Here is a 20,428-nt window from a genome sequence, read left to right as displayed (position 1 = left end):
AATGAGGCTGGGCAGGCCTAGGAGGGGAAGATCGGCAGGAGATTGTAAATTGAGAACTGAAAACTGAGAATTGTAAATTTGGCCGGAGCAAAACCTCGGCCTGCGCACACAGGTCATTGTGCGGCCAGTGCCTCCGCCTGTCGTGTGTCAAAGCGGCCCCCGGCCACGCTCCGCATGCCATGCCCAACACCTACACCAGCCTGCATTACCACATCGTTTTCTCCACGAAAAACCGCACGCCGTGGCTCTCGCGTGAATGGCGTCCGCGCTTGTTTGAATACCTGGGCGGCACCCTGCGCGGCATGGATGCGCATTCGCATGAAACCGGCGGCGTGGCGGATCACGTGCACCTCGTCGTTTCGCTCAAGCCCACGCACATGCTCTCCAAGGTGCTCCAGGAGCTGAAGAAGGCGTCTTCTGCATGGATGCACGAGGAAATGCGCGTGGCGGACTTTGCCTGGCAGGACGGCTACGCGGCCTTTACCGTGAGTGCCTCCGCGCTGCCTGAGGTGATCGCGTATGTGCGTGGCCAGGAGGAACACCACCGCACACGCAGTTTCCGGGAGGCGCTGGAAATCATGCTCAGGAAGTCGGGCGTGAGCTTTGACCCGAAGTACCTGGATTGAGGAGAGAGGGCCTGTGGGCATACCGCCTGCGTGTGCGTGAATGTACGGGGATTGGCCGCCAGTGCTGGCATCGCTACGCGATGCGTGCACCGAGGAGGTGCTCTGGGTATTGCCTACGAGGGGTGTCGCTTCGCTCAACCCCTCGCTACAGGCTTGGATGGCTCCGCCATCCAAAGCAAATGCCGATAGCAGCCCTGTGTTTTCCGGTTTCCGTTCATTCCGTGTCCTCCATAAGGCCGGGCTTGTCATGCGGAGGGCGCTGGCGGGTGTGATCACCCCGCTTCGGCCTTTTCTTTCTCCTTCGCCTCATAGTTCTCCCGCGCCACTTTGCGCGCTGCTGACACCACGTGCGTGCATGCTTCAATGCAGAGCAGGGGCATGGCGTTGGGCGCGTGATTGGGCTGGGTTTTGGGGGCGGCGGCTCCGGCCATGGGCTGGGTGGCGGTGAGGGGCCAGAGGATGCGGCGGAGGCACTTCGTATTCGCGCAGGTCCTGCCGATGAGTGCGTGGGCCTGATCGTCGCTGATGGTGTTGACGAAGCGGTACATGCCGGTCTGGCGGCCGAGGAGATCGCGCAGGGGGACGGTGGTGAGTTTTTCCTGCTCAAGCGCGCGTGCCATGCCGATGGCGGCGGGGTAGAAGAAATCCAGGGCGAGGCGCAGTTCGTCGAGGTCGGCGAGATCGAGCCGCCAGCCGCGATTCAAGGTGGGGGCGGAGTGCAGCGGGCGGAAGGTGCCGCTGGCATCGCTGCGGGCGATGAAAAGGGCATCGTGCGCTTCGTGGTGGACCTGCAGGTCGTCTTTGCCGCGATCTGCGATGTGGCAGAGCGAGTAGGTGCCATCGGGCTGGGTGGTGATGAGGATCTCGCCGATTTCATCGAGGCCGGAGTTCAGCCAGTAGGCGAGGGAGGATTTCACCTCGTCATTCGGCATGCCTTTGGGGTTCTGCACCTGGTGCTTGGCATCAAAGTCATGGACCTGATCGAGGATGACGTCTGCCATGAGGGGCTCGGTGCCGATGGCACCGCTGTAGTAGATGCTGCGGCCCTGAAGCTGGTGCGGGTTCTGGTGGAAGACGCCGCTCTCGCTGAGGGCGGCACCGACGTCCTCGCGCATGCCGAGGAGGACGGGGATGTCTTGAAAGCTGTGAAGGCCATCGGCGATGAAGAAGGGGACGACGACGACATTCGGCGCGGTGGTGAGCGTGGCCCAGTCCTTCACAAAGGGGGCCTCCTCCATGTAGGCGTCGATGACTTCGGCGAAGCCGTAGTGGCCGCTGCGAATGAGGGCGACCTGATCCTGAATGGCCTTGGTGGAGTTTTCGTTGAGGCTGGTGCCGTGGCCGACGATGACAAGGCTGGTCTGCTCTCGTGGCACATGGGGGGCGACTTCATCCGCACGCTGCAGGAGGAGGCGCGTCATGTTGGGATGGATGCCCACGGGATCGCAGTAGTGGATCGTTTTGCCATCGCGCTGCGTGGTGGGGCCGTCGAGCCGCAGTTCGCGCGGGAGCACCTGCTGGCAGAAGTAGCCTTCGCTGATGAAATTGGGGACGATGTAGATGACGTCGCTGTCCACCATCTCATACACCTCGCGCATGTTGGGCTCCTCTTTCCAGAAGCAGCAGGCGACTTCGCGGAAGAGACCGCGACGGCGGATGGAGTCGGCGTGCAGGTGCGTCGGGGAACTGGAGTCCGGGTTCGTGGTGGAACCATGACCGACGATGATGAGGGCTGCGTGTGAGTGGGAGTTCAAAGGGGATGGCGTAGGAGATGGAAGGACGAATGGCCCGTGATTACGTCACAGGAGGCGCTGTTGGAAACAATTCGTCATTTGGGTTTCCTCATTTCTCATTCAGCCATGGCGGAAGCGCAGGTCTTTGATCTTCGCATCGGGCAGCTTCTCCTGGAGGCGTTTGAGAATTTTCACTTTCTCCTGCATCAGCGCGTGGTGGGCGGTGGGCTGGAGCAGGCGCACGGTCAGCACGCCGCGCTCAAAGGTGTCCGGGCGGGTGAGTTTGAACAGGAAGGCACCCACGATCTCCTGCCATGCGGCGAGGATGTCCTCCAACTTCACGCGGTTGGCCATGCCTGCCTTGGCCATGATCTGGGCGGCGAGGTCTCCCACCCGAAGTGTGGGCAGGTCCATCAGCGGTCCGTCCTCCACGCCGCGCCATGCCGAGATGAGATTGTGGCGCCGGCGCATGGCGGCGGTGGGCTTGCGTTTGTCCATGAGCGCACCCTAGACGGCAATTGGCGGGTGCTAAATCGCAAATTTCAAATCTCGCATTCCTCGCATCGCCCGCTAAGGGTTCTTTTTTCCGATCCAACCGCCATGTCCGCCGCCCCCATTCCCACCGACCATACCGACCCGATCAATGCGCAAATCCTCGCCGTGAGCGAAGACCGCATCAAGGGCTTCACCCCCACGCCGTTTCAGGACATCGCGAAGCTGAGCGGCCTGCCGCTGGAGACGGTGGTGGAGCACATTCAGGCCATGCTGAAGGCTGGCGTCATCCGCCGCGTGCGGCAGACCCTGCTGGCGAACAAGCTGGCCGAAGGCGCGCTGGTGGCCTGGAAGGTGCCCACGGAAAAGCTGGACGCCGCCTTTGAGTTCCTCTTCAAGCAGGACCCTTTCAGCGGGCATGTGGTGCTGCGCTCCACCGACCGCGAGGTGAGCGGCAGCGACTACCGCCTTTGGACCACGCTCAAGGTGCCGCAGGGCTACGACATCAACCAGCATTGCGATGTGCTGGCCCGCCTCATCGGTGCTGAGAGCTACTACACCATGGAGGCGCACGGCATCTTTGCCCTGGGCGTGGGACATGTGCGCCGCAAGACGCTGGAGCCCGGTGAGCGCGCGGATGAACCCGCGAAGATGATGACCACCAACATCGCGGAACTGGATGCGGAAGAGTGGAATGTGCTGCTGCACCTCAAGGGAGATCTGAGTGTGGACGAAGTGGGCCCGAATCCCTGGGAAGGCCGCGCCAAGGCGGCGGGGGTGTCGTTTGAGAAATTCTGTGAAGTCGCCAAGCGGCTCGATAAAAAAGGCGTCATCGGCCGCTTCTCCACCTTCCTGGAGCACGTGAAGCCCAGCGCCACGGGCGTGCGCGTGACGCGCTTCAATGCGCTCTTCCACTGGAAAGTGCCGAAAGGCATGGAAGAACGGGCCGGCGGCGAAGTGGGCCGCCACACCATCATGACCCACGCCTACTGGCGCGAAGGCGGCGACCGCTTTGCCAATGTGAACATCATGGGCGTCATCCACGGCACGGACAAAGAGATGGTGCTGGCCCACAAGGCTGCCATCGACAAGCACCTGGCCGAAGAAGGCATCCCACTGGAATATACGAATGTGTTCTGGGGCGGCCGCAGCGAAATCAAGCCCAGCGAGATCTCACCGATCGTGTTCAAGGAATGGCACGCGAAGTGGAAGGATGTGGCGGGGCCGGTGGTGTGAATGAATGGCGAAGCCCTGTGCTTTGCAGCGTGGTCACAAGAGGCCTGAAAGGAGGGGGATCATCTTGATCCCCGTTATCAGGGTCGCTTTGTCACTCCTCTTGTTTTTCTGAGAACAAGTCTGTTCGTTCTCACGCCATCACCGCCCTTACCACGCGCCCATGCACGTCCGTGAGGCGGAAGTCGCGGCCTTCGGCGCGGTAGGTGAGGCGCTCGTGGTCGATGCCCAGCAGGTGCAGCAGCGTGGCGTTCAGATCATGCACGTGCATGGGATCGCGGGCGACATTGAAGCAGAAGTCATCCGTCTCGCCGAACTGCAGGCCGGGCTTCACGCCACCACCCGCCAGCCACATGGTGAAGCAGCGGCCATGATGATCGCGGCCATGGTTGGCGGGTTCCAGCTTGCCCTGGGAGTAAGTGGTGCGGCCAAACTCACCGCCCCAGACGATGAGCGTGTCTTCAAGCAGGCCGCGTTGTTTGAGGTCGCTGATGAGCGCGGCGCAGGGCTGGTCGATGTCGCCGCATTGCAGGCGCAGATCGCTGGGGAGATTGTAGTGCTGGTCCCAGCCGCGATGGTAGAGCTGGATGAAACGCACGCCGCTTTCCGCCATGCGGCGCGCGAGCAGGCAGTTCGCGGCAAAGCTGCCGGGCACGCGCGACTGCGGGCCATAGGCCTCAAAGGTGGCGGCGCTCTCGTCTTTCAGGCTGATCAAATCCGGCACGCTGGTCTGCATGCGATAGGCCATCTCATACTGCGTGATGCGCGTCTCGATCTCGGGATCGAGCTGCTGCGCGAGCTGCCTGCGATTGAGCGCCTGGATGACATTCAGTTCATCACGGCGCGCAGCGGCGCTGATGCCGGGTGGATTGGAGAGATACAAAACGGGATCGCCGCTGCTGCGAAAGCTCACGCCTTGATGGTTTGAAGGCAGGAAGCCGGAGCCCCACAGCCGCGCATACAGCGGGTCCGCCGGACGCGCCGCACTGCCGCGTGAAATGAGCACCACGAAAGCGGGCAGGCTCGCATTCTCGCTGCCGAGTCCATAGCTGGCCCAGGCGCCAAAGCTGGGTCGCCCTGGCTGCTGGTGTCCTGTCTGCAGCAGCGTGACGCCGGGGTCGTGATTGATCGCCTCCGTGTTCATGGAGCGGATGATGCACATCTCATCCGCCACGCGGCCCATGTTTGGCAGCAGCTCGCTCATCCACGCGCCGGACTGGCCGTGCTGCTGAAAATTGAAGAGCGAGGAAGTGATCGGCTTGCTCTTCTGCCCGCTGGTCATGCCCGTGAGGCGCTGATCTCCCAGCACCGAAGGCGGCATTTCCTGGCCGTGGAGTTTTTTCAAGCCGGGCTTGTGATCAAACAGATCAAGCTGTGACGGCCCGCCGTGCATGAAGAGGTAGATCACCCGTTTGGCCTTCGGCGCAAAGTGCGGTGCGGCGAAGCCCTGACCTTCGCCCAGCAGCGAGGCCAGCGCGGCGGTGCCAATGCCTGCGGAGGCACGACCCAAAAGCTGTCTGCGTGTCAAAGCGGCGTTCATCGGCGGGTGATGGTTTCGTCGAGATTGAAAAGCGTGTGCAGCGTGAGCGTCCACGCGGCGAGCTCCACTGGATTGAGGTCTTTGCCGTGGGCGGATGCGCCAGCGGCGATGAGCTTCGCTGCGGCTTCGCGGTCGGCGGTAAATCGTGCGCGCTGCCTGCTCAGCAATCCGGTCAGTTGCTGCAGTTCTTCAGGATCTGCTGCGCGGGATGTCACGCGTCGGAATGCGAGCGCGAGCTTTTCAGATTCGGAGCCCTTCAACGACTGTGCCCACGTGGCAAGGACGCGTGCCGCCTCGATGTAAGTCTCGTCATTGAGCAGCACGAGTGACTGCAGTGGCGTGTTGGTACGCGCACGGCGCGCGGTGCATTTTTCGCGGGTGGGGCCGTCAAAGGTGAGCAGGGCAGGGGGCGGTGACTGCCGTTTCCAAAAGGTGTAGAGACTGCGCCGCCACAGTCCCGCGTCCGCGTCGGGCACATAGGTTTCCTCGCCATTGTAGGACACGGCTTCCCACAGCCCCGGCGGCTGGTAGGGCTTCACGCTGGGGCCGCCGATCTTCGGCACCAGCAGGCCGGAGACAGCCAGCGCCTGATCCCGCACCATCTCCGCGCTCAGGCGGAAGGAGGGGCCGCGTGCCAGCAGGCGGTTGGCAGGATCGCGCGCGGAATAATGCGAGCTTTGCCGATACGTCGCGCTCATCACCATCAGCTTGAGCATCGCCTTCACATCCCAGCCGCTCTGCATGAATCGCAGCGCCAGCCAGTCGAGCAGTTCCGGGTGGCTGGGAGCCTCGCCCTGCGATCCGAAATCGTTCACTGTGCGCACGAGTCCTTCGCCAAAGCATTGCATCCAGAGACGATTGACCGCCACGCGCGCGGTCAGCGGGTTCTCCTTCGACACAAGCCACCTGGCAAAGCCCAGTCGATTGCGCGGTGCTTCCTGCGGCCACCTGGAAAGCGAGGCAGGCACTCCGGGCAGCACCTCCTCGGCAGGATGATCATACTGCCCGCGTGTGAGCAGGTGTGCGGCGCGCGGCTTGGGAAGCTCCTCCATCACCAGCGTGGTGGGAATGCTTTCACGCAGGCGGGCTTCGGCGGCTTTGGCTTCACGCACTCGCTTGTGGGCTGCGAGCGTCTGCGGGCTGGCATGATGCTCCACAAACCAGTCTTGCAGCAGCGTCACGTCTGCGGCGCTGCGCTTGGCCGCTGGTCTGGCGGCGATTCCGCGCAGGCGCTCGCTCCAAAACCATGACTCCGCCTCTTGCGCAGTCACGGGGCGTTGCAGCAGGCGCAGTTCATCAAGCTGGCCGTAGAATCCGAGGCCTGCGTCCCGCCTGCCGATGCGCAGGGGCTCGCTGGTGGCGGTGATGGTTTTCGTCACTGCAGGCTGGCCGTCGATGAAGACGCGCACGCCCTCAGCGCGGCGTGTGCCGTCGTGGCTGACTACCAGATGATGCCATTTTTTGCCTGATGCCGGTTCCTGCGTGACGAGTTCGATGGCATCCGTCCCCCATTGGCTGACCAGATTGATCTGAAAGCGGCCCTTCTGCCAGATCACCTCCAAGCCCCTTCGTCTGCCTTCGGGCTCGATCTTGGAAAAGACGCCGCTCAGTGATGTATCTGCCATGAGCCACAGGCCGACCGTCCATGCAGCGTCGGTGTCGAAAGCTCCCGTCCACTCCGCATGCTGCGTCGCATCATACTTGGCTGACTGCCCCAGGATGCCGTCTTGAAATACGTCGCTGGTGCCGAAGTGTCTGGCATCGATCTGGCCATCGAAAGAGAAGTGCGCTTTGAGCTGGGCGGTGGGAGATGGGGGAAGGGAAGTCGCGGCTGTTTTTTCCCATTCGGTGATCTGCTGCCGCAAAGCCGTCGTGAAGGGCTGAAGCTCCCGCTCGGCCTGCTGTGCAGCCGATGAGAGCCTCTTCAATTCTTTCTCCTGCTCTTGAGACGGCACGCTGAGCACGGGAGGTGGGTTGTCCGCTTTGATCAGCCCGGACTCAGGCACGTTGTTGAAGAAGGCAAAGAGCTGGTAGAACTCACGCTGCGTGATGGGGTCGTACTTGTGATCATGACAGCGCGCGCAGCCGATGGTGAGTCCCAGCCAGGTGGTGCCCGTGGTTTCCAGTCGGTCCGCCACATACTCCACGCGGTATTCCTCATCGATGATGCCGCTCTCGTTGTTGGCCATGTGGTTGCGATTGAAACCGGTCGCGATGCGCTGGGCTGTTGTGGCATTTGGCAGCAAATCTCCCGCAAGCTGCTCGATGGTGAATTGATCAAACGGCAGGTTGCGGTTGTAGGCGTCGATCACCCAGTCGCGCCACGGCCAGAGGCTGCGCGTCTTGTCGCCAAAGTAGCCGTTCGTGTCCGCATAGCGCGCCGCGTCCAGCCACTCCACCGCCATGCGTTCACCGAAGTGTTGGGAGGCCAGCAGACGATCCACAGCGTGCCCGTAGGCTTGCGGGTCTTGATCAGCGAGAAAAGCATCGATCTCTGCCAGCGTGGGCGGCAGGCCGGTGAGATCAAAGCTGACCCGTCGCAGCAGGGTTTCGCGCGAGGCTTCAGGCGTTGGTTGGAGGCCCTCCTGCTTCAATCGGGCGAGGATGAAGTCGTCCACAGACCGCTGCGTTGGAGCAGACAGCTTGGGCGGGATCAACGACCAGTGCGCCTCGTATTCGGCTCCTTCCGCAATCCAGCGTCGAAGCACGTTCTTCTCCTCATCGCTGAGCGAGAGCTTGGAATCCGGCGGCGGCATGAGGTCATCGCTGTCGGTTGTTGTGATGCGCTGCAACAACGCGCTCTGCTCCGGCTTGCCGGGCACGATGGCCTGTGTGCCTTTATGAGTGGCGATGGCATCCTCGCGCTTGTCCAGACGCAGATCCCCCTTGCGCCCCTTTTCATCAAATCCATGGCAGCGGAAGCATTTGTTGGACAAGATCGGGCGGATGTCCCGGTTGAAGCGCAGCTTCGTTTCTTCCGCGTCGGCCACGCTCATACCGCAGAGCAGCAGGATGAGGCAGGCAGGACGGATGTGGCGGATGCACATGAGAGAAACACGCCTCTCGGCTGCCGATTTATCAGAGCCAGTGGCTTACGCGATCACTTCCCTCACCACATGCCCATGCACATCCGTGAGGCGGAAATCACGTCCGGCGTGACGGAAGGTGAGCTTTTCGTGATCAAGGCCGAGCTGGTGAAGAATGGTGGCATGCAGGTCGTGCATGTGGACTTTGTCCTCCACGGCCATGTGGCCGAGGTCGTCGGTGACTCCATGGGCGTAGCCGGCTTTGAAGCCGCCGCCCGCCACCCAGACGGTGAAGCCGAGCGGGTTGTGATCGCGGCCGGTGCCGTTTTTCTCGGCATACGGTGTGCGGCCAAATTCGCCGCCCCACCACACGATGGTGTCTTCCAGCAGGCCGCGCTGTTTGAGATCGTGGAGCAGACCGGCGATGGGCTTGTCCACGGCAGCGGCGTGGTCGCCGTGCTTGGGCAGGTTGGAGTGCTGGTCCCAGGCGGGGTTGTTGGAATTGTCTCCGTAGTTCACCTGGATGTAGCGCACGCCCTGCTCGGCCATGCGGCGGGCCATGAGGCACTGGCGGCCGAAGTTGTCGGTGGGCTTTTCATTGATGCCGTAGAGCTTGAGCGTGGCTTCCGACTCATCGCCGATGTCCATGGCTCCTGGAGCTTTGTTTTGCATGCGCCAGGCGAGTTCGTAGCTGCGGATGACTGCATCAATATCCGTGTCTCCGGGCATGGCGTGGGCGGCCTGTTCGGCATTCAGCGCGCTGAGAAGTCCGAACTGCTTGCGCTGCTGCTCGGGCGTCCAGATGGCGTTGGTGATGTTCTTGATGCTGGATTCCTTGGCAGGCTGGCCGGAGCGGCCGATGGGCGTGCCCTGGAAAACGGCGGGCAGGAAGGCATTGCCGTAATTGCGCGGGCCGCCATTGCCAAGGCTCGGGCTGATCGTCATGAAGCCCGGCAGATTTTCGTTTTCAGCGCCGAGTCCGTACGTCACCCAGGAGCCCATGCTCGGGCGGATGTTGCTGGTGGTGCCCGTGTGCATGAAGAGCGTGGCGGGGCCGTGCGCCACGCCTTCGGTATGCATGCCATGCAGGAAGCACAGGTCATCCACATGCTGGTTGATGTGCGGGAAGAGATTGGAGGCCCAGCGGCCGGTTTCGCCATGCTGCTTGAAGTCCCAGAGAGGTTTCATCACGCGCTGCAGCGCGCCTTTGCCGGTCTTGGCGATGGCGCGGGAATCGGCCACGTCGATGATCTTGCCGTCGTCTTTAAAGAGGCGGGGCTTGTAGTCGTAGGAATCCACCTGGCTCACGCCGCCCTGCATGAAGAGGAAGATGACGCGCTTGGCCTTCGGCTGATGGTGCGGTTTTCTCAGCGCGAGCGGATTGGCCAGCGCTGCCTGGTTCTGCGCCATGGCCTGCCAGGCGAGGTAGCCGAAGCCGCAGCCGGTGGTCTGGAGGAAGTCGCGACGTGAAGAGAACATGCTGCCTAAACGTGGGCAGGGAGGGGGATTCTTCACGCAGGCACAAAAAAGCGGCACCCGCGAAGGTGCCGCTCCAAGCTTGAGGAATCTCAATTACAGCATCTCTGCCACAAAGGAACGCTCGTCCACGAGCTCCTTGTTGGTGGCGGCGATCTTGGATTTGGCGAAGTCGTCCATCTCGTAGCTGGTGATGACTTCGTAGCTGCCCGGGGTGGTGGTGCGCACCGGCATGCCGGCCCAGACTTCAGGATCGAAGCCGTAGAGGCCGTTGCTCTTCACCGCGATGGAATGGATCGCACCGGGTGTGACGAGGGAGCGGACGTGATCGACCAGGGCGTTCGCAGCGGAGGCGGCGGAGGAAGCGCCACGGGCGGCGATGATGGCAGCGCCACGCTTGCCTACGGTTTCCAGGAAAGGACCTTCGAGCCAGGCCTTGTCATTGATGACGTCGGCGGCGGCTTTGCCACCGATGGTGGCGTGGGCGAAGGACGGGAACATCGTCGGGCTGTGGTTGCCGTAGATGAAGATGTCCTTCACTTCCGTGAGATCCACGCCTGCCTTCTGGGCGAGCTGGGTCTGGGCGCGGTTCTGGTCCAGGCGCACCATGGCGGTGAAACGGTCTGGCGTGAGGCGCTTGGCCTGGGAGGCGGCGATCATGCAGTTCGTGTTGGCCGGATTGCCAACGACGGCCACGCGGGCGTCATCAGCGGCCACGGCGTCGATGATCTTGCCCTGCTCGATGAAGATTTTGCCGTTGTCCTTGAGCAGATCGGCGCGCTCCATGCCTGGGCCACGGGGCTTGGCACCCACGAGCAAGATCCAGTTGGCGTCTTTGAAGCCCACGGCAGGGTCGGAGGTCTGCACGATGCCTTTGAGCAGCGGGAAGGCGCAGTCGTCAAGCTCCATGGCCACACCGGCGAGAGCGGCCAGAGGCTTTTCAAACGGAGCTTCGATGAGCTGGAGGATCACCGGCTGATCCGGGCCAAACATGGCGCCAGAGGCGATGCGGAAAAGGAGGGCGTAACCGATTTGACCGGCGGCGCCGGTGACTGCGACTTTGATGGGTGCTTTGGCCATGGATGATTGGGGATGGGGGTGTCATCAGAGCAAGATGCGGCGGGAGGGCAACTGCGGGCTGAGATTCGTGGCAGAAAATGCTTGGGCGGAAGACGGAGTCCTGTTATAAATTCGATTTTTCCTAACTTTGATGCTCCTGCAGCCTTTCCCGAAACATCCTAAATCCGTGTTCCCCAGCCGCCTGCTCACTCGTGGCGCTGCTGCGTGCCTGATGATCATTCTGGGTGGAAATGCGGTCATTTCTGCCGGTGCACAGTCGGTTTCGGCCATGGCCCAGGCCGAAGCGCGCCGCCGAGCCATTCAGGTCAACACGCTGAACACTGAAATCGAGCGTGGGTACCAGTTGATCGATCAGGAAAAGGCGGCGGAAGCGCTGACCTTGTTTCAGGAAACCTACAAGGCGCTGCCAAACGTCCCACTTGCCCAGGAGTCACGGGAGGCCGCACGCAACGGCTACGTGGTGGCAGGCTGCCTGATGGCCCAGGAATTTGCGGCCAAAGGCGATCTTGCCGCTGCAGGCAAAATGCTGGATCAGCTCCTCGCGCCTGATGTGGCGCCGAAAGACGAGCGGGTGCTGTCGCTCAAAAAACGCCTCGCAGATCCAGACCGCTTTCCGCCTTCGCTGACAGCCAAACACGTGGACAACGTGGGGGCGGTGCAGACACTGCTGCTCAAGGCCAGTTCTTTCCTCCAGATCGGCGATCTGGACAAGGCCATCACGACTTTTCAGGACGTGTTGAGGATTGATCCCACCAACAGCGCCGCACGACGTGGCATGGAAAACGTCGAGCGGGAAAAGCAGAAGTATTACAAGAGCGCCTATGACCAGCATCGTGCCAAAATGCTGGGTGAGGTCACGCGTTCATGGGAAGACCCGGTGCCGCTGACCGAAGTGGATCGCAGTTCACTGTTTGGAGCCGGTGCGGCCTCACTCGTCAACCAACTGAGCGGGAGCGACAAAATCACACAAAAGCTGCGCACCATCACCTTTCCCAAGGTGGAGTTCGACGGGGCCACGCTGGCCGAGGTGGTGGAACTGCTGCGAGTTCGCAGCCGCGACCTGGATCCCGAGGGCCGAGGGATCAGCTTTGTGCTCAGTGTGCCGCCTGAGGCGCGCGACAAGCAGGTCAGCCTGAATCTTCTCAATGTGCCGATGGAGGAGCTGCTGCGCTATGTGAGCGAGATGTGCGGAGTCTCCTACAAGGTGGATGAGCATGCGGTGACCTTTGTGTCCATCAGCGAGCGCAACAATGCGATCGTCACGCGTACTTTCCGGGTGCCGCCGGATTTCATTCAGAATTCTCCCGGAGCTGACCCGGCAGCGGCTCCGCTAACGGATCCTTTTGCCAAGCAGGCTCCCGCAGGCGGGGGGCTGATCATCCGCCGGCTGGGGGCCAAGGAGTTTCTTGAAGCGCGTGGAGTGACTTTCCCGGACGGAACGAGCGCCAACTACAGCGCATCAAGCAACACGCTGACCGTTCGCAACACGATCGCCAACATGGAGACGGTCGAAATGATTGTCGAGCAGTCGACGAAGGCCACGCCGAAAATGGCCGTCATTCATGTGCGAATGCTGGAAGTGAACCAGAAGAACCTTGAAGAGATGGGCTTTGACTGGCTCATGGGAAGCTCCGGGACCAATGGCAATGTCTTCATTGGCGGCGGCACACCAGGAAATGGAACGCCCGACAATGCCGGCAACTATCCTTTCAACACGCCCTACGTCATTCCTGCGGTCACCCTCAACGGCGCCCAGGCATTTCCTGCGCTTCCTGCTGCTGGCGGTTTTGCCGGTGCATTGCCACAGGGCACCACGGCACCGTTTCCCTATGGAGGCGGGCCTATCACTTCGGGACTCAGATCTGGCGACTATGCGACGTCAGCCAACTCCCTCGACAACCTGCTTAATACTGGCTCCGTCTCGGCAACCAAGAACGTTGCGCCGGGCGTTCTCTCCATTGCCGGAGTCTTTACCGATCCTCAATTTCAAACTGTGCTGCGGGCGCTTTCCCAGAAAAAAGGAATCGATGTCAATGCTTCCCCCAGCGTGACAACCAAGAGCGGTCTCAAAGCGATCGCAGAAGTGACGCAGGAGTTCATTTACCCGACTGAGTTTGATCCGCCAAGGCTGCCTCAGGGTGGGGGGCGTGTTCGCGTCGGTGCGGCTCAGCCGCAGCAGATCGCCACGCCAACAACCCCCACGGCTTTCGAAATGAGAAAAACCGGGGTGCGAGTTGAGGTCGAACCTGTGATTTCAGAAGATGGTCGCACTGTGGAGCTCACGATTGCGCCTGAAATGACTGCATTTGAAGGTTTTGTGAATTACGGCTCGCCTATTTTCGTGCCTGCGAGCTTGAGTGTCCTGCCAATCCAATCGGTCCTCGGTAGCACAAGCTACGTCCCTCTGAGCTCACCGGATGAATTGATCACCACCAACATGATTCTGCAGCCGATTTTCAAAGTACAGAAAGTGACAACGGCGGTCAAGGTGTATGACGGTGCAACGGTGGTGCTGGGTGGAGTCAAAATTGAAAACCGCACCATGGTTGAGGACAAGGTCCCTATCTTGGGAGATCTTCCTTTTGTGGGGAGGCTTTTCAAGAGCAACACCAAGCAGACAGACACGAAGAACGTCATCATCTTCGTCACCGTCGAGGTGGTGGATCCTTCCGGCCGCAGGGTCAACCGTGACACCGCAGCCGTGGCGCAGTGATTCTGTTTCAGGTGAGGTTTGAGGGGGCGGCTTCGACCGCTGAGATCTGACCGGCCAGTGAGAAGTCCAGCAGGGTCAGGCCTCCTACACTGTGAGTGGTGAGACGGACGGTGACTTTGCGCCAGCCGACGAGCAGATCCGGATGGTGATTCATCTCCTCGGCCAAAACCGCGACTCGCCGGACGAATTCGATGCCGGCCAGGTAACTCGTAAAGCGGAACTCTTTCACCAGTTCCGCGCCTTCCACCTGCCAGCCGGGGAGGGGGATCAAATGATGCTGGACGGTGGATGCGCTCAAAAGCTCAGGTTTCATGGGCGCGAGCATCCGGCGGCAGGTCAATGGCATCAAGCATCGGAATTGCTTTCTTCCCGCCGCTGGATTAAATAATCCGCCCTCCCTGCCAAGCCAACTGAATGTCCATCTCCCGCACCCGCAATTTCTCCATCATCGCCCATATCGACCATGGGAAGACCACGCTCTCTGACCGTCTGCTGGAGTTCACGCAAACCATCACCGTACGCCAGCAGCAGGACCAGCTGCTCGATTCGATGGATCTGGAGCGCGAGCGCGGGATCACCATCAAGGCGCACCCGGTGTGCATGAACTACAAGGCGAAGGATGGGCAGATGTACAAGCTCAACCTGCTCGACACACCCGGACACGTTGATTTCAGCTATGAAGTCAGCCGTTCCCTGGCTGCCTGCGAAGGCGCGCTGCTGCTGGTGGATGCTTCGCAGGGCGTCGAAGCGCAGACCGTCGCGAATTTGAACCTCGCCATGCAGCAGAACCTGCATGTGGTCCCCATCATCAACAAGATCGACCTCCCGAGCGCCGATGTCGAGAAGGTGAAGCGCCAGCTTGAGGACATCCTGCAGCTCTCTGCGGATGAGGCCGTGCCTGCCAGTGCGAAGATGGGCATCGGCATTGAGGACATTTTGGAGGCCGTCGTCGCCTTCATCCCACCACCGACGGATCCTGGAGATGGCTACCTGAGGGCCTCGGTGTTTGATTCAATCTTTGATCCCTATCGCGGGGTGGTCAGTTATGTGCGCGTCGTTTCCGGCACCATCACACGTGGGCAAAAGGTGAGGCTGATGGCCTCGGGCAACGATTCCGAAATCAAGGATCTCGGCACCTTCCGCCCGAAGATGGTCCCCTGTGAAAAGCTGGAGGCTGGTGACGTCGGCTACATCATTGCCAACGTCAAAACGACCGCTGACGTCAAGATCGGCGACACGCTCACTGAGAGCCGCAAGCCTGCCCCCGAGCCTCTGCCCGGCTTCAAGGAGATCCACCCGCTCGTTTTCAGCGGCATCTATCCCGTCAGCACCGACGACTTTGAGGCGCTGAAGCTCGCCGTCGGCAAGCTCCAGATCAACGACGCCGCCTTCACCTTCATGGCGGAAAGCTCCGCTGCTCTCGGCTTCGGCTTCCGCTGCGGCTTCCTCGGACTGTTGCACATGGAGATCATTCAGGAGCGCCTGCGCCGTGAGTTCGACATGGATGTCATCTCCACCTATCCGTCCGTCATTTACGATGTGAAGAAGACCGACGGCACCGAGCTCAAGGTGGACAATCCCACCTTCCTGCCGCCGCAGGCGGAGATCGAGGAGATCCGCGAGCCGATCGTGAAGGTGAACGTCATGATCCCGAACGAGAACATTGGTGACATCATGCAGCTCGTCATGGACAAGCGCGGCGTGGTGAACAACACGGAGACCCTCGATGACCGCCGCGTGCTTCTGCACACCGTCCTGCCGCTGAACGAAATCCTCGTGGACTTCAATGACAAGCTCAAGTCCATGACCCGTGGTTACGGCAGCATGGAGTATGAACACGCTGGCACGCAGCCGGCAGAACTCGTCAAGATGGACATCCTCATCGCCAGCGAGCCCGTGGATGCCTTCTCCTGCATTGTTCACCGCAGCAAGGCTGAGAGCCGTGGCCGCCAGCTCTGTGCCAAGCTCAAGGAAGTTATCCCCCAGCAGCTCTTCGTCGTCGCCATTCAGGCTGCCATTGGTGGCAAGATCATTGCCCGTGAGAGCATCAGCGCCATGCGCAAGGACGTGACCGCCAAATGCTACGGCGGTGACATTTCCCGTAAGCGCAAGCTTCTGGACAAGCAGAAGGAAGGTAAGAAGAAGATGAAAGCCATCGGCCGGGTGAATATCCCACAGGAAGCCTTCATTGAGGTGTTGAAGAACGACTGAGCCGGAGAAGCTTGCATCGCGGAGGGGATTCAGAGAGAATACCCTCGCTGTGACTCCCTCCAATCTCAGTCCCGCAGACCAGCTGCGGCTTGATGGTCTTTACGAACGCCTGAGCGCCTTCAGTGTGCGCAACGTCGGCTATCCGACGAACCAGGCGTTTGATTACTCGGAGCTGTTCCGCTTTCTGCAATTCAGCGCAAACAACGTGGGGGACCCCTTCCACAGCACGAACTACCGCCTCAACACGATGGAGTTTGAGCGTGAGGTGCTGGCGGACTTTGCCCGCTTCACCCGCGCACCTGCGGATGAATGGTGGGGCTACGTGACCAGCGGGGGCACGGAGGGCAACATGTACGGCCTTTACGTGGCACGAGAGCTGTTTCCAGATGGCATCTGCTACTTCAGCGAGGACACGCACTACAGCGTGGCCAAGGTTTTGCGCCTTCAGCACACGCGCAACATCATGATCAAGAGCCAGCCGGACGGGCAGATGGACTACGCGGACCTGCGTGAGACGCTGCGCATTCACCGCGATGTGCCGCCCATCATTTTCGCCAATATCGGCACCACGATGAAGGGGGCCGTGGATGATCTGGCGCAGATCCGGGCCATCCTGGACGATCTCGCCATCCCCAATGCCTACATCCATGCCGATGCGGCGCTCAGCGGCATGATTTTGCCCTTCGTCGACAACCCGCAGCCATGGAACTTCGCGGATGGTGCGGACAGCATCTCCATCAGCGGGCACAAGATGCTGGGGGCTCCGGTACCCTGCGGTGTGGTGATCGCCCGCAAGGCGCATGTGGATCGCATCGCGCGGTCGATCGAATACATCGGCGCGCTGGACACGACCATCGCCGGCTCCCGCAGCGCCTTTTCTCCACTGCTGCTCTGGTACCGCCTGCGCACGCTGGGGGAAGCCGGATTGCGGAACATGGTGCAAGCATGTCTGGGGAATGCGGAATATGCCGTGCAGCAATTGTGCGCCCATGGCATCGCCTCCTGGCGGCACCCGAATTCCGTCACCGTCGTGTTTCCCAAGCCGCCGCCGTCCATGATGGAGAAGTGGATCATCGCGCCACGCAAAAACATCGGCCACTTGATCGTCATGCCGCATGTGGCCCGGGCGACCATTGATGCCTTTGTCGCTGACTACGCCGCCGCACTGCAACCGTGAACCTGCAACGAACCCCATGAAACAGCTCGCCGTCCTTGTGCCCAATGAGCTCGGCATAGCTGCCAGACTCACCGCATGCCTTGCCGAACGAGGCATCAACATCGAGGAGATCGATGTCGAGAGCGTGGCGGACCACGGCATTGTCGTGCTCAGCGTGGACCGTTATGACGAGGCGCTGAGGGCGCTCAGCGATCATGGTTTCCGTGTCATCACCCAGGACACCTTGCTGGTGCGGCTGGAGGACAAGCCGGGCGCGCTGGCGGCCGTGGCCCTGCGTTTGAGGGACGCCGGGCTGGACCTGCGCTCCATGCACATCCTGCGCCGCGAGGCATCCTGCACCACCGCCAGCCTCGTTTGTTCTGACAATGCGCGTGCCGCCGAGGTGCTGAAAGATGTGATTGTGGTGGAGCCCCGGAGCTGAATCAAATCCGGTTTGGGGCGATCACAGCACTTGAGCATTGCCTGCCGCCTCCTAGTATCACGCATTCGTCCCCCATGTTTTTCCTCACCCCCCGCTACCTCAAGCATGCCAAGCTCCTGCACAAGGGCGTGACGCGCTTCATCAACTACAAGCGCGACATCCTGCCGCCGGCCAAGCTGGAAGAGATCACGGCTTTGCGCAGCAGCCTGGAAGACGCCATGCGCGCCAGGGACAAGGCCCGCATCAGCGCCTTGAACGATGAGATCAACAAGGCCTGCGAAAAGGCGCTGCCGCATGTGGAGCATTCGGACATCGGCGAAAATGTGGAGGTGTTCTTTGTCGCCATCGTCATCGCGCTGGGCATCCGCAGCTACATCGCGCAGCCGTTCAAGATTCCCACCGGCTCCATGCAGCCGACGCTGTATGGTCTGGTAGCGAATCATACGGAGCATGATGTGACGCCCAATCTGTTTGTCCGCTGCAAGGACTGGGTGGCTGGGCGCAGCTACTACAATGTCCTGGCCTCTCGTTCGGGTTTCCTGCGTAAGGACGGTCCTCCTCTGACGGAGCACAGCTACCTCGGCTTTTTCGCGCATTGCCGCCTGCATTTTGAAGATGGCGGCACACAGTGGATCTGGGCACCCATGCGTCAGCTCGCCACCGACCCGGATGGCTTTAATCTGGGCATGCAGCGCTACCTGAATCTTCCCGTCAAGGAAGACGGCCAGAACATCACCCCGGATGCGCGGGTGGAGCAAAAGCTCGGGGAATCAGGCGGGACTTATGTCACCGAGGGGCAGCTGCTGGCGCGTGGCACTCTGGACACTGGGGACCATGTGCTGGTGAACAAATTCGCCTACAACTTCCGCCGTCCGACCCGTGGCGAGGTGTTTGTCTTCACCACGAAAAACATCCGCAGCCCCTACATGCGGGTGAGCGTGGAAGAGGGCTCGCAGCATTACATCAAGAGGCTCGTCGGGGTGCCAGGAGACCGGCTCGAAGTGAAATCGCCCGTGCTGTGGGTGAACGGCAAGCCTGCGGAAGAGTTCGGCATGAAGCGTGTGGGGTCCATGGAAGGCCTGTACAAAGGCTACGGCAACTTCGGCTTCCTCTCGAATGGCACCGTGCGCGAGCTGAGCAACCGTGACAACGCCCGCGAGTACTGGGCCATGGGCGACAACAGCTACAACAGTTCCGACAGCCGCTACTGGGGCGCTGTGCCGGAGCGCAATCTCGTCGGGCCCGGATTATTCTGCTACTTCCCGCTGGGGCGGAACTGGGGGCTGATCCGGTAAGGAGTTACCAAAAAAAACAGCGGCTTGGAATCCAAGCCGCTGTTGATGTGGGAATTCTGAACTGGCGTGGGCTACGAGTGCCCTGAGCGCAAGCCGGAGGCTCGCTCTACCCTTACAGACCTTCCTGGCGAAGGAAGCTCTCCACCCAGGTGATGTCGTACTGGCCGTTCTGGAAGTCGGAGGTGGTCATGATCTGGCTTTGCAGCGGGATCGTGGTCTTGATGCCTTCGACCGTGAACTCGCCAAGTGCACGGCGCATGCGGCGGATGGCGATCTCGCGCGTGGCGCCGGTGACGATGAGCTTGGCGATCATCGAATCATAATAGGGCGGCACGGAATAGCCGGAATAGACGTGGGTGTCCACGCGGACGCCACGGCCACCGGAGGTGTACCAGAGATTGATCTTGCCGGGGCTGGGGGCGAAGTTGCGGGCCGGATCTTCAGCGTTGATGCGGCACTCGATGGCATGGCCACGGGGCTGGGCGTCCACCACGTGCTCGCTCAGCGGCAGGCCGGCGGCGATGCGGATCTGCTCCTTGATCAGATCACAGCCATACACTTCTTCCGTGATGGGATGCTCCACCTGGATACGGGTGTTCATCTCCATGAAGTAGAAGTTCTCGCAGGTGTTATCGACGAGGAACTCGATGGTGCCGCAGTTCTCGTAGCCGATCTCCTTGCAGAGCTTCACCGTGGCATCCCCCATGCGCTTGCGCATCTCTGGGGAGATTTTTGGGGAAGGGCACTCTTCGATGATCTTTTGATTGCGGCGCTGCATGGAGCAGTCGCGCTCGCCGAGGTGAACGACGTTGCCATGGGAATCGGCCACGACCTGAAACTCGATGTGGTGGGGCTTTTCGACGAGCTTTTCCATGTACATGGAGCCGTCGCCAAAGCACTTCATGGCTTCCAGGGAGGCCGCCTGAAAGCTGGACCGCAGAGTGGCTTCATTGAGCACCGGGCGCATGCCGCGGCCGCCGCCACCGGCGCTTGCCTTGACCATGACGGGGTAGCCGATCTTGCGGGCCCACTCGAGAGCCTCCTCTTCAGTCTGAATGATGCCGTCAGAGCCGGGCGTGATGGGCATGCCTGCCTTCAGGGCCGTTTCACGCGCCACGTTCTTGTCGCCCATCATGCTGATGACGCGGGCGGAAGGGCCAATGAACTTGATTTTGCACTGCGCACACACTTCGGCGAATTCAGCCTTCTCAGAGAGGAAGCCGTAGCCGGGGTGGATGGCGTCCACGTTGGCAATTTCCGCCGCGCTGATGATGCGGCTCATTTTCAGGTAGCTCTCGGAGCTGGGGCCTGGGCCAATGCAGATGGCTTCATCGGCCAGGTGAACGTGCATCGAATCGACATCGGCTTCGGAATAAACAGCGACGGTTTTGACGTCGAGTTCTTT

The 20,428-nt window shown here is 61.1% G+C and carries 15 protein-coding genes; 7 read left to right on the top strand and 8 right to left on the bottom strand.

Translation table 11 applies throughout. The annotated features are described in order from the left end of the window. Nucleotides 1-179 precede the first annotated feature (179 nt). On the top strand, nt 180-626 hold the full coding sequence (gene tnpA, locus ACILSL_RS14810; RefSeq protein WP_395732821.1) for an IS200/IS605 family transposase: 447 nt from the start codon (nt 180-182) through the stop codon (nt 624-626). Between the two features lie 272 nt (nt 627-898). On the opposite strand, the gene ACILSL_RS14805 is transcribed toward tnpA, so the two are convergent. Continuing rightward, the gene (locus tag ACILSL_RS14805; RefSeq protein ID WP_395732820.1) at nt 899-2,380 is read right to left on the bottom strand and encodes a CbiX/SirB N-terminal domain-containing protein; all 1,482 of its coding nucleotides are present in this window, start codon (nt 2,378-2,380) and stop codon (nt 899-901) included. 99 nt (nt 2,381-2,479) lie between these two features. Continuing rightward, entirely contained in the window at nt 2,480-2,857 is a 378-nt protein-coding gene (locus ACILSL_RS14800) for a DUF721 domain-containing protein (RefSeq protein ID WP_395732819.1), read from the bottom strand. A gap of 102 nt (nt 2,858-2,959) precedes the next feature. Between ACILSL_RS14800 and ACILSL_RS14795 the strand changes: the two genes are divergently transcribed. Beyond that, entirely contained in the window at nt 2,960-4,087 is a 1,128-nt protein-coding gene (locus ACILSL_RS14795; protein WP_395732818.1) for an Lrp/AsnC family transcriptional regulator, read from the top strand. 130 nt (nt 4,088-4,217) lie between these two features. On the opposite strand, the gene ACILSL_RS14790 is transcribed toward ACILSL_RS14795, so the two are convergent. From ACILSL_RS14790 to ACILSL_RS14775, 4 genes are all read right to left on the bottom strand, one after another. Beyond that, on the bottom strand, nt 4,218-5,624 hold the full coding sequence (locus ACILSL_RS14790; protein ID WP_395732817.1) for a DUF1501 domain-containing protein: 1,407 nt from the start codon (nt 5,622-5,624) through the stop codon (nt 4,218-4,220). Further along, nucleotides 5,621-8,671, bottom strand: a complete 3,051-nt coding sequence (locus ACILSL_RS14785; protein WP_395732816.1) for a DUF1553 domain-containing protein — start codon at nt 8,669-8,671, stop codon at nt 5,621-5,623. The genes ACILSL_RS14790 and ACILSL_RS14785 overlap by 4 nt, the downstream gene beginning before the upstream one ends. Before the next feature lie 45 nt (nt 8,672-8,716). Beyond that, nucleotides 8,717-10,129, bottom strand: a complete 1,413-nt coding sequence (locus ACILSL_RS14780; RefSeq protein ID WP_395732815.1) for a DUF1501 domain-containing protein — start codon at nt 10,127-10,129, stop codon at nt 8,717-8,719. Nucleotides 10,130-10,222: 93 nt separating this feature from the next. Further along, nucleotides 10,223-11,206: a malate dehydrogenase gene (locus tag ACILSL_RS14775; protein ID WP_395732814.1), complete on the bottom strand. Its 984-nt coding sequence runs from the start codon at nt 11,204-11,206 to the stop codon at nt 10,223-10,225. Between the two features lie 166 nt (nt 11,207-11,372). Here ACILSL_RS14775 and ACILSL_RS14770 point away from each other — a divergent pair, with 166 nt between their 5' ends. Further along, a complete protein-coding gene (locus ACILSL_RS14770) occupies nt 11,373-13,919 on the top strand; it encodes an Amuc_1098 family type IV pilus outer membrane protein (protein ID WP_395732813.1) in 2,547 nt (848 codons plus the stop codon). A gap of 7 nt (nt 13,920-13,926) precedes the next feature. Here ACILSL_RS14770 and ACILSL_RS14765 read toward each other — a convergent pair whose 3' ends face one another. Next, nucleotides 13,927-14,232, bottom strand: coding sequence for a 4a-hydroxytetrahydrobiopterin dehydratase (locus ACILSL_RS14765; RefSeq protein WP_395732812.1), 306 nt, complete (start codon nt 14,230-14,232; stop codon nt 13,927-13,929). A 101-nt stretch (nt 14,233-14,333) separates the two neighbouring features. Here ACILSL_RS14765 and lepA point away from each other — a divergent pair, with 101 nt between their 5' ends. From lepA to lepB, 4 genes are all read left to right on the top strand, one after another. Continuing rightward, a complete protein-coding gene (gene lepA / locus ACILSL_RS14760; RefSeq protein ID WP_395732811.1) occupies nt 14,334-16,130 on the top strand; it encodes a translation elongation factor 4 in 1,797 nt (598 codons plus the stop codon). A 49-nt stretch (nt 16,131-16,179) separates the two neighbouring features. Next, nucleotides 16,180-17,307, top strand: a complete 1,128-nt coding sequence (locus ACILSL_RS14755) for a histidine decarboxylase (protein ID WP_395732810.1) — start codon at nt 16,180-16,182, stop codon at nt 17,305-17,307. A gap of 16 nt (nt 17,308-17,323) precedes the next feature. Beyond that, nucleotides 17,324-17,728 carry an ACT domain-containing protein gene (locus tag ACILSL_RS14750; protein ID WP_395732809.1) on the top strand — a complete coding sequence of 135 codons (405 nt, stop codon included), beginning with the start codon at nt 17,324-17,326 and terminating at the stop codon, nt 17,726-17,728. Between the two features lie 74 nt (nt 17,729-17,802). Next, a complete protein-coding gene (lepB, locus tag ACILSL_RS14745; RefSeq protein ID WP_395732808.1) occupies nt 17,803-19,023 on the top strand; it encodes a signal peptidase I in 1,221 nt (406 codons plus the stop codon). Between the two features lie 112 nt (nt 19,024-19,135). Here lepB and accC read toward each other — a convergent pair. Next, nucleotides 19,136-20,428, bottom strand: a 1,293-nt coding sequence (gene accC, locus ACILSL_RS14740; protein ID WP_395732807.1) for an acetyl-CoA carboxylase biotin carboxylase subunit, incomplete at its 5' end; no start/stop codon positions are given.

Source organism: Prosthecobacter sp., from assembly GCF_044222345.1.
Classification (GTDB): domain Bacteria; phylum Verrucomicrobiota; class Verrucomicrobiia; order Verrucomicrobiales; family Verrucomicrobiaceae; genus Prosthecobacter.
This window is presented reverse-complemented; position numbering and strand designations above follow the sequence as displayed.

Bases quoted from the DNA above. Each gene is read 5' to 3' on its own strand.
- lepA (WP_395732811.1), top strand. From the start codon at position 14,334: ATGTCCATCTCCCGCACCCGCAATTTCTCCATCATCGCCCATATCGAC.
- ACILSL_RS14750 (WP_395732809.1), top strand. From the start codon at position 17,324: ATGAAACAGCTCGCCGTCCTTGTGCCCAATGAGCTCGGCATAGCTGCC.
- tnpA (WP_395732821.1), top strand. From the start codon at position 180: ATGCCCAACACCTACACCAGCCTGCATTACCACATCGTTTTCTCCACG.
- ACILSL_RS14785 (WP_395732816.1), bottom strand. From the start codon at position 8,671: ATGTGCATCCGCCACATCCGTCCTGCCTGCCTCATCCTGCTGCTCTGC.
- lepB (WP_395732808.1), top strand. From the start codon at position 17,803: ATGTTTTTCCTCACCCCCCGCTACCTCAAGCATGCCAAGCTCCTGCAC.
- ACILSL_RS14775 (WP_395732814.1), bottom strand. From the start codon at position 11,206: ATGGCCAAAGCACCCATCAAAGTCGCAGTCACCGGCGCCGCCGGTCAA.
- ACILSL_RS14790 (WP_395732817.1), bottom strand. From the start codon at position 5,624: ATGAACGCCGCTTTGACACGCAGACAGCTTTTGGGTCGTGCCTCCGCA.
- ACILSL_RS14800 (WP_395732819.1), bottom strand. From the start codon at position 2,857: ATGGACAAACGCAAGCCCACCGCCGCCATGCGCCGGCGCCACAATCTC.
- ACILSL_RS14765 (WP_395732812.1), bottom strand. From the start codon at position 14,232: ATGAAACCTGAGCTTTTGAGCGCATCCACCGTCCAGCATCATTTGATC.
- ACILSL_RS14780 (WP_395732815.1), bottom strand. From the start codon at position 10,129: ATGTTCTCTTCACGTCGCGACTTCCTCCAGACCACCGGCTGCGGCTTC.
- ACILSL_RS14795 (WP_395732818.1), top strand. From the start codon at position 2,960: ATGTCCGCCGCCCCCATTCCCACCGACCATACCGACCCGATCAATGCG.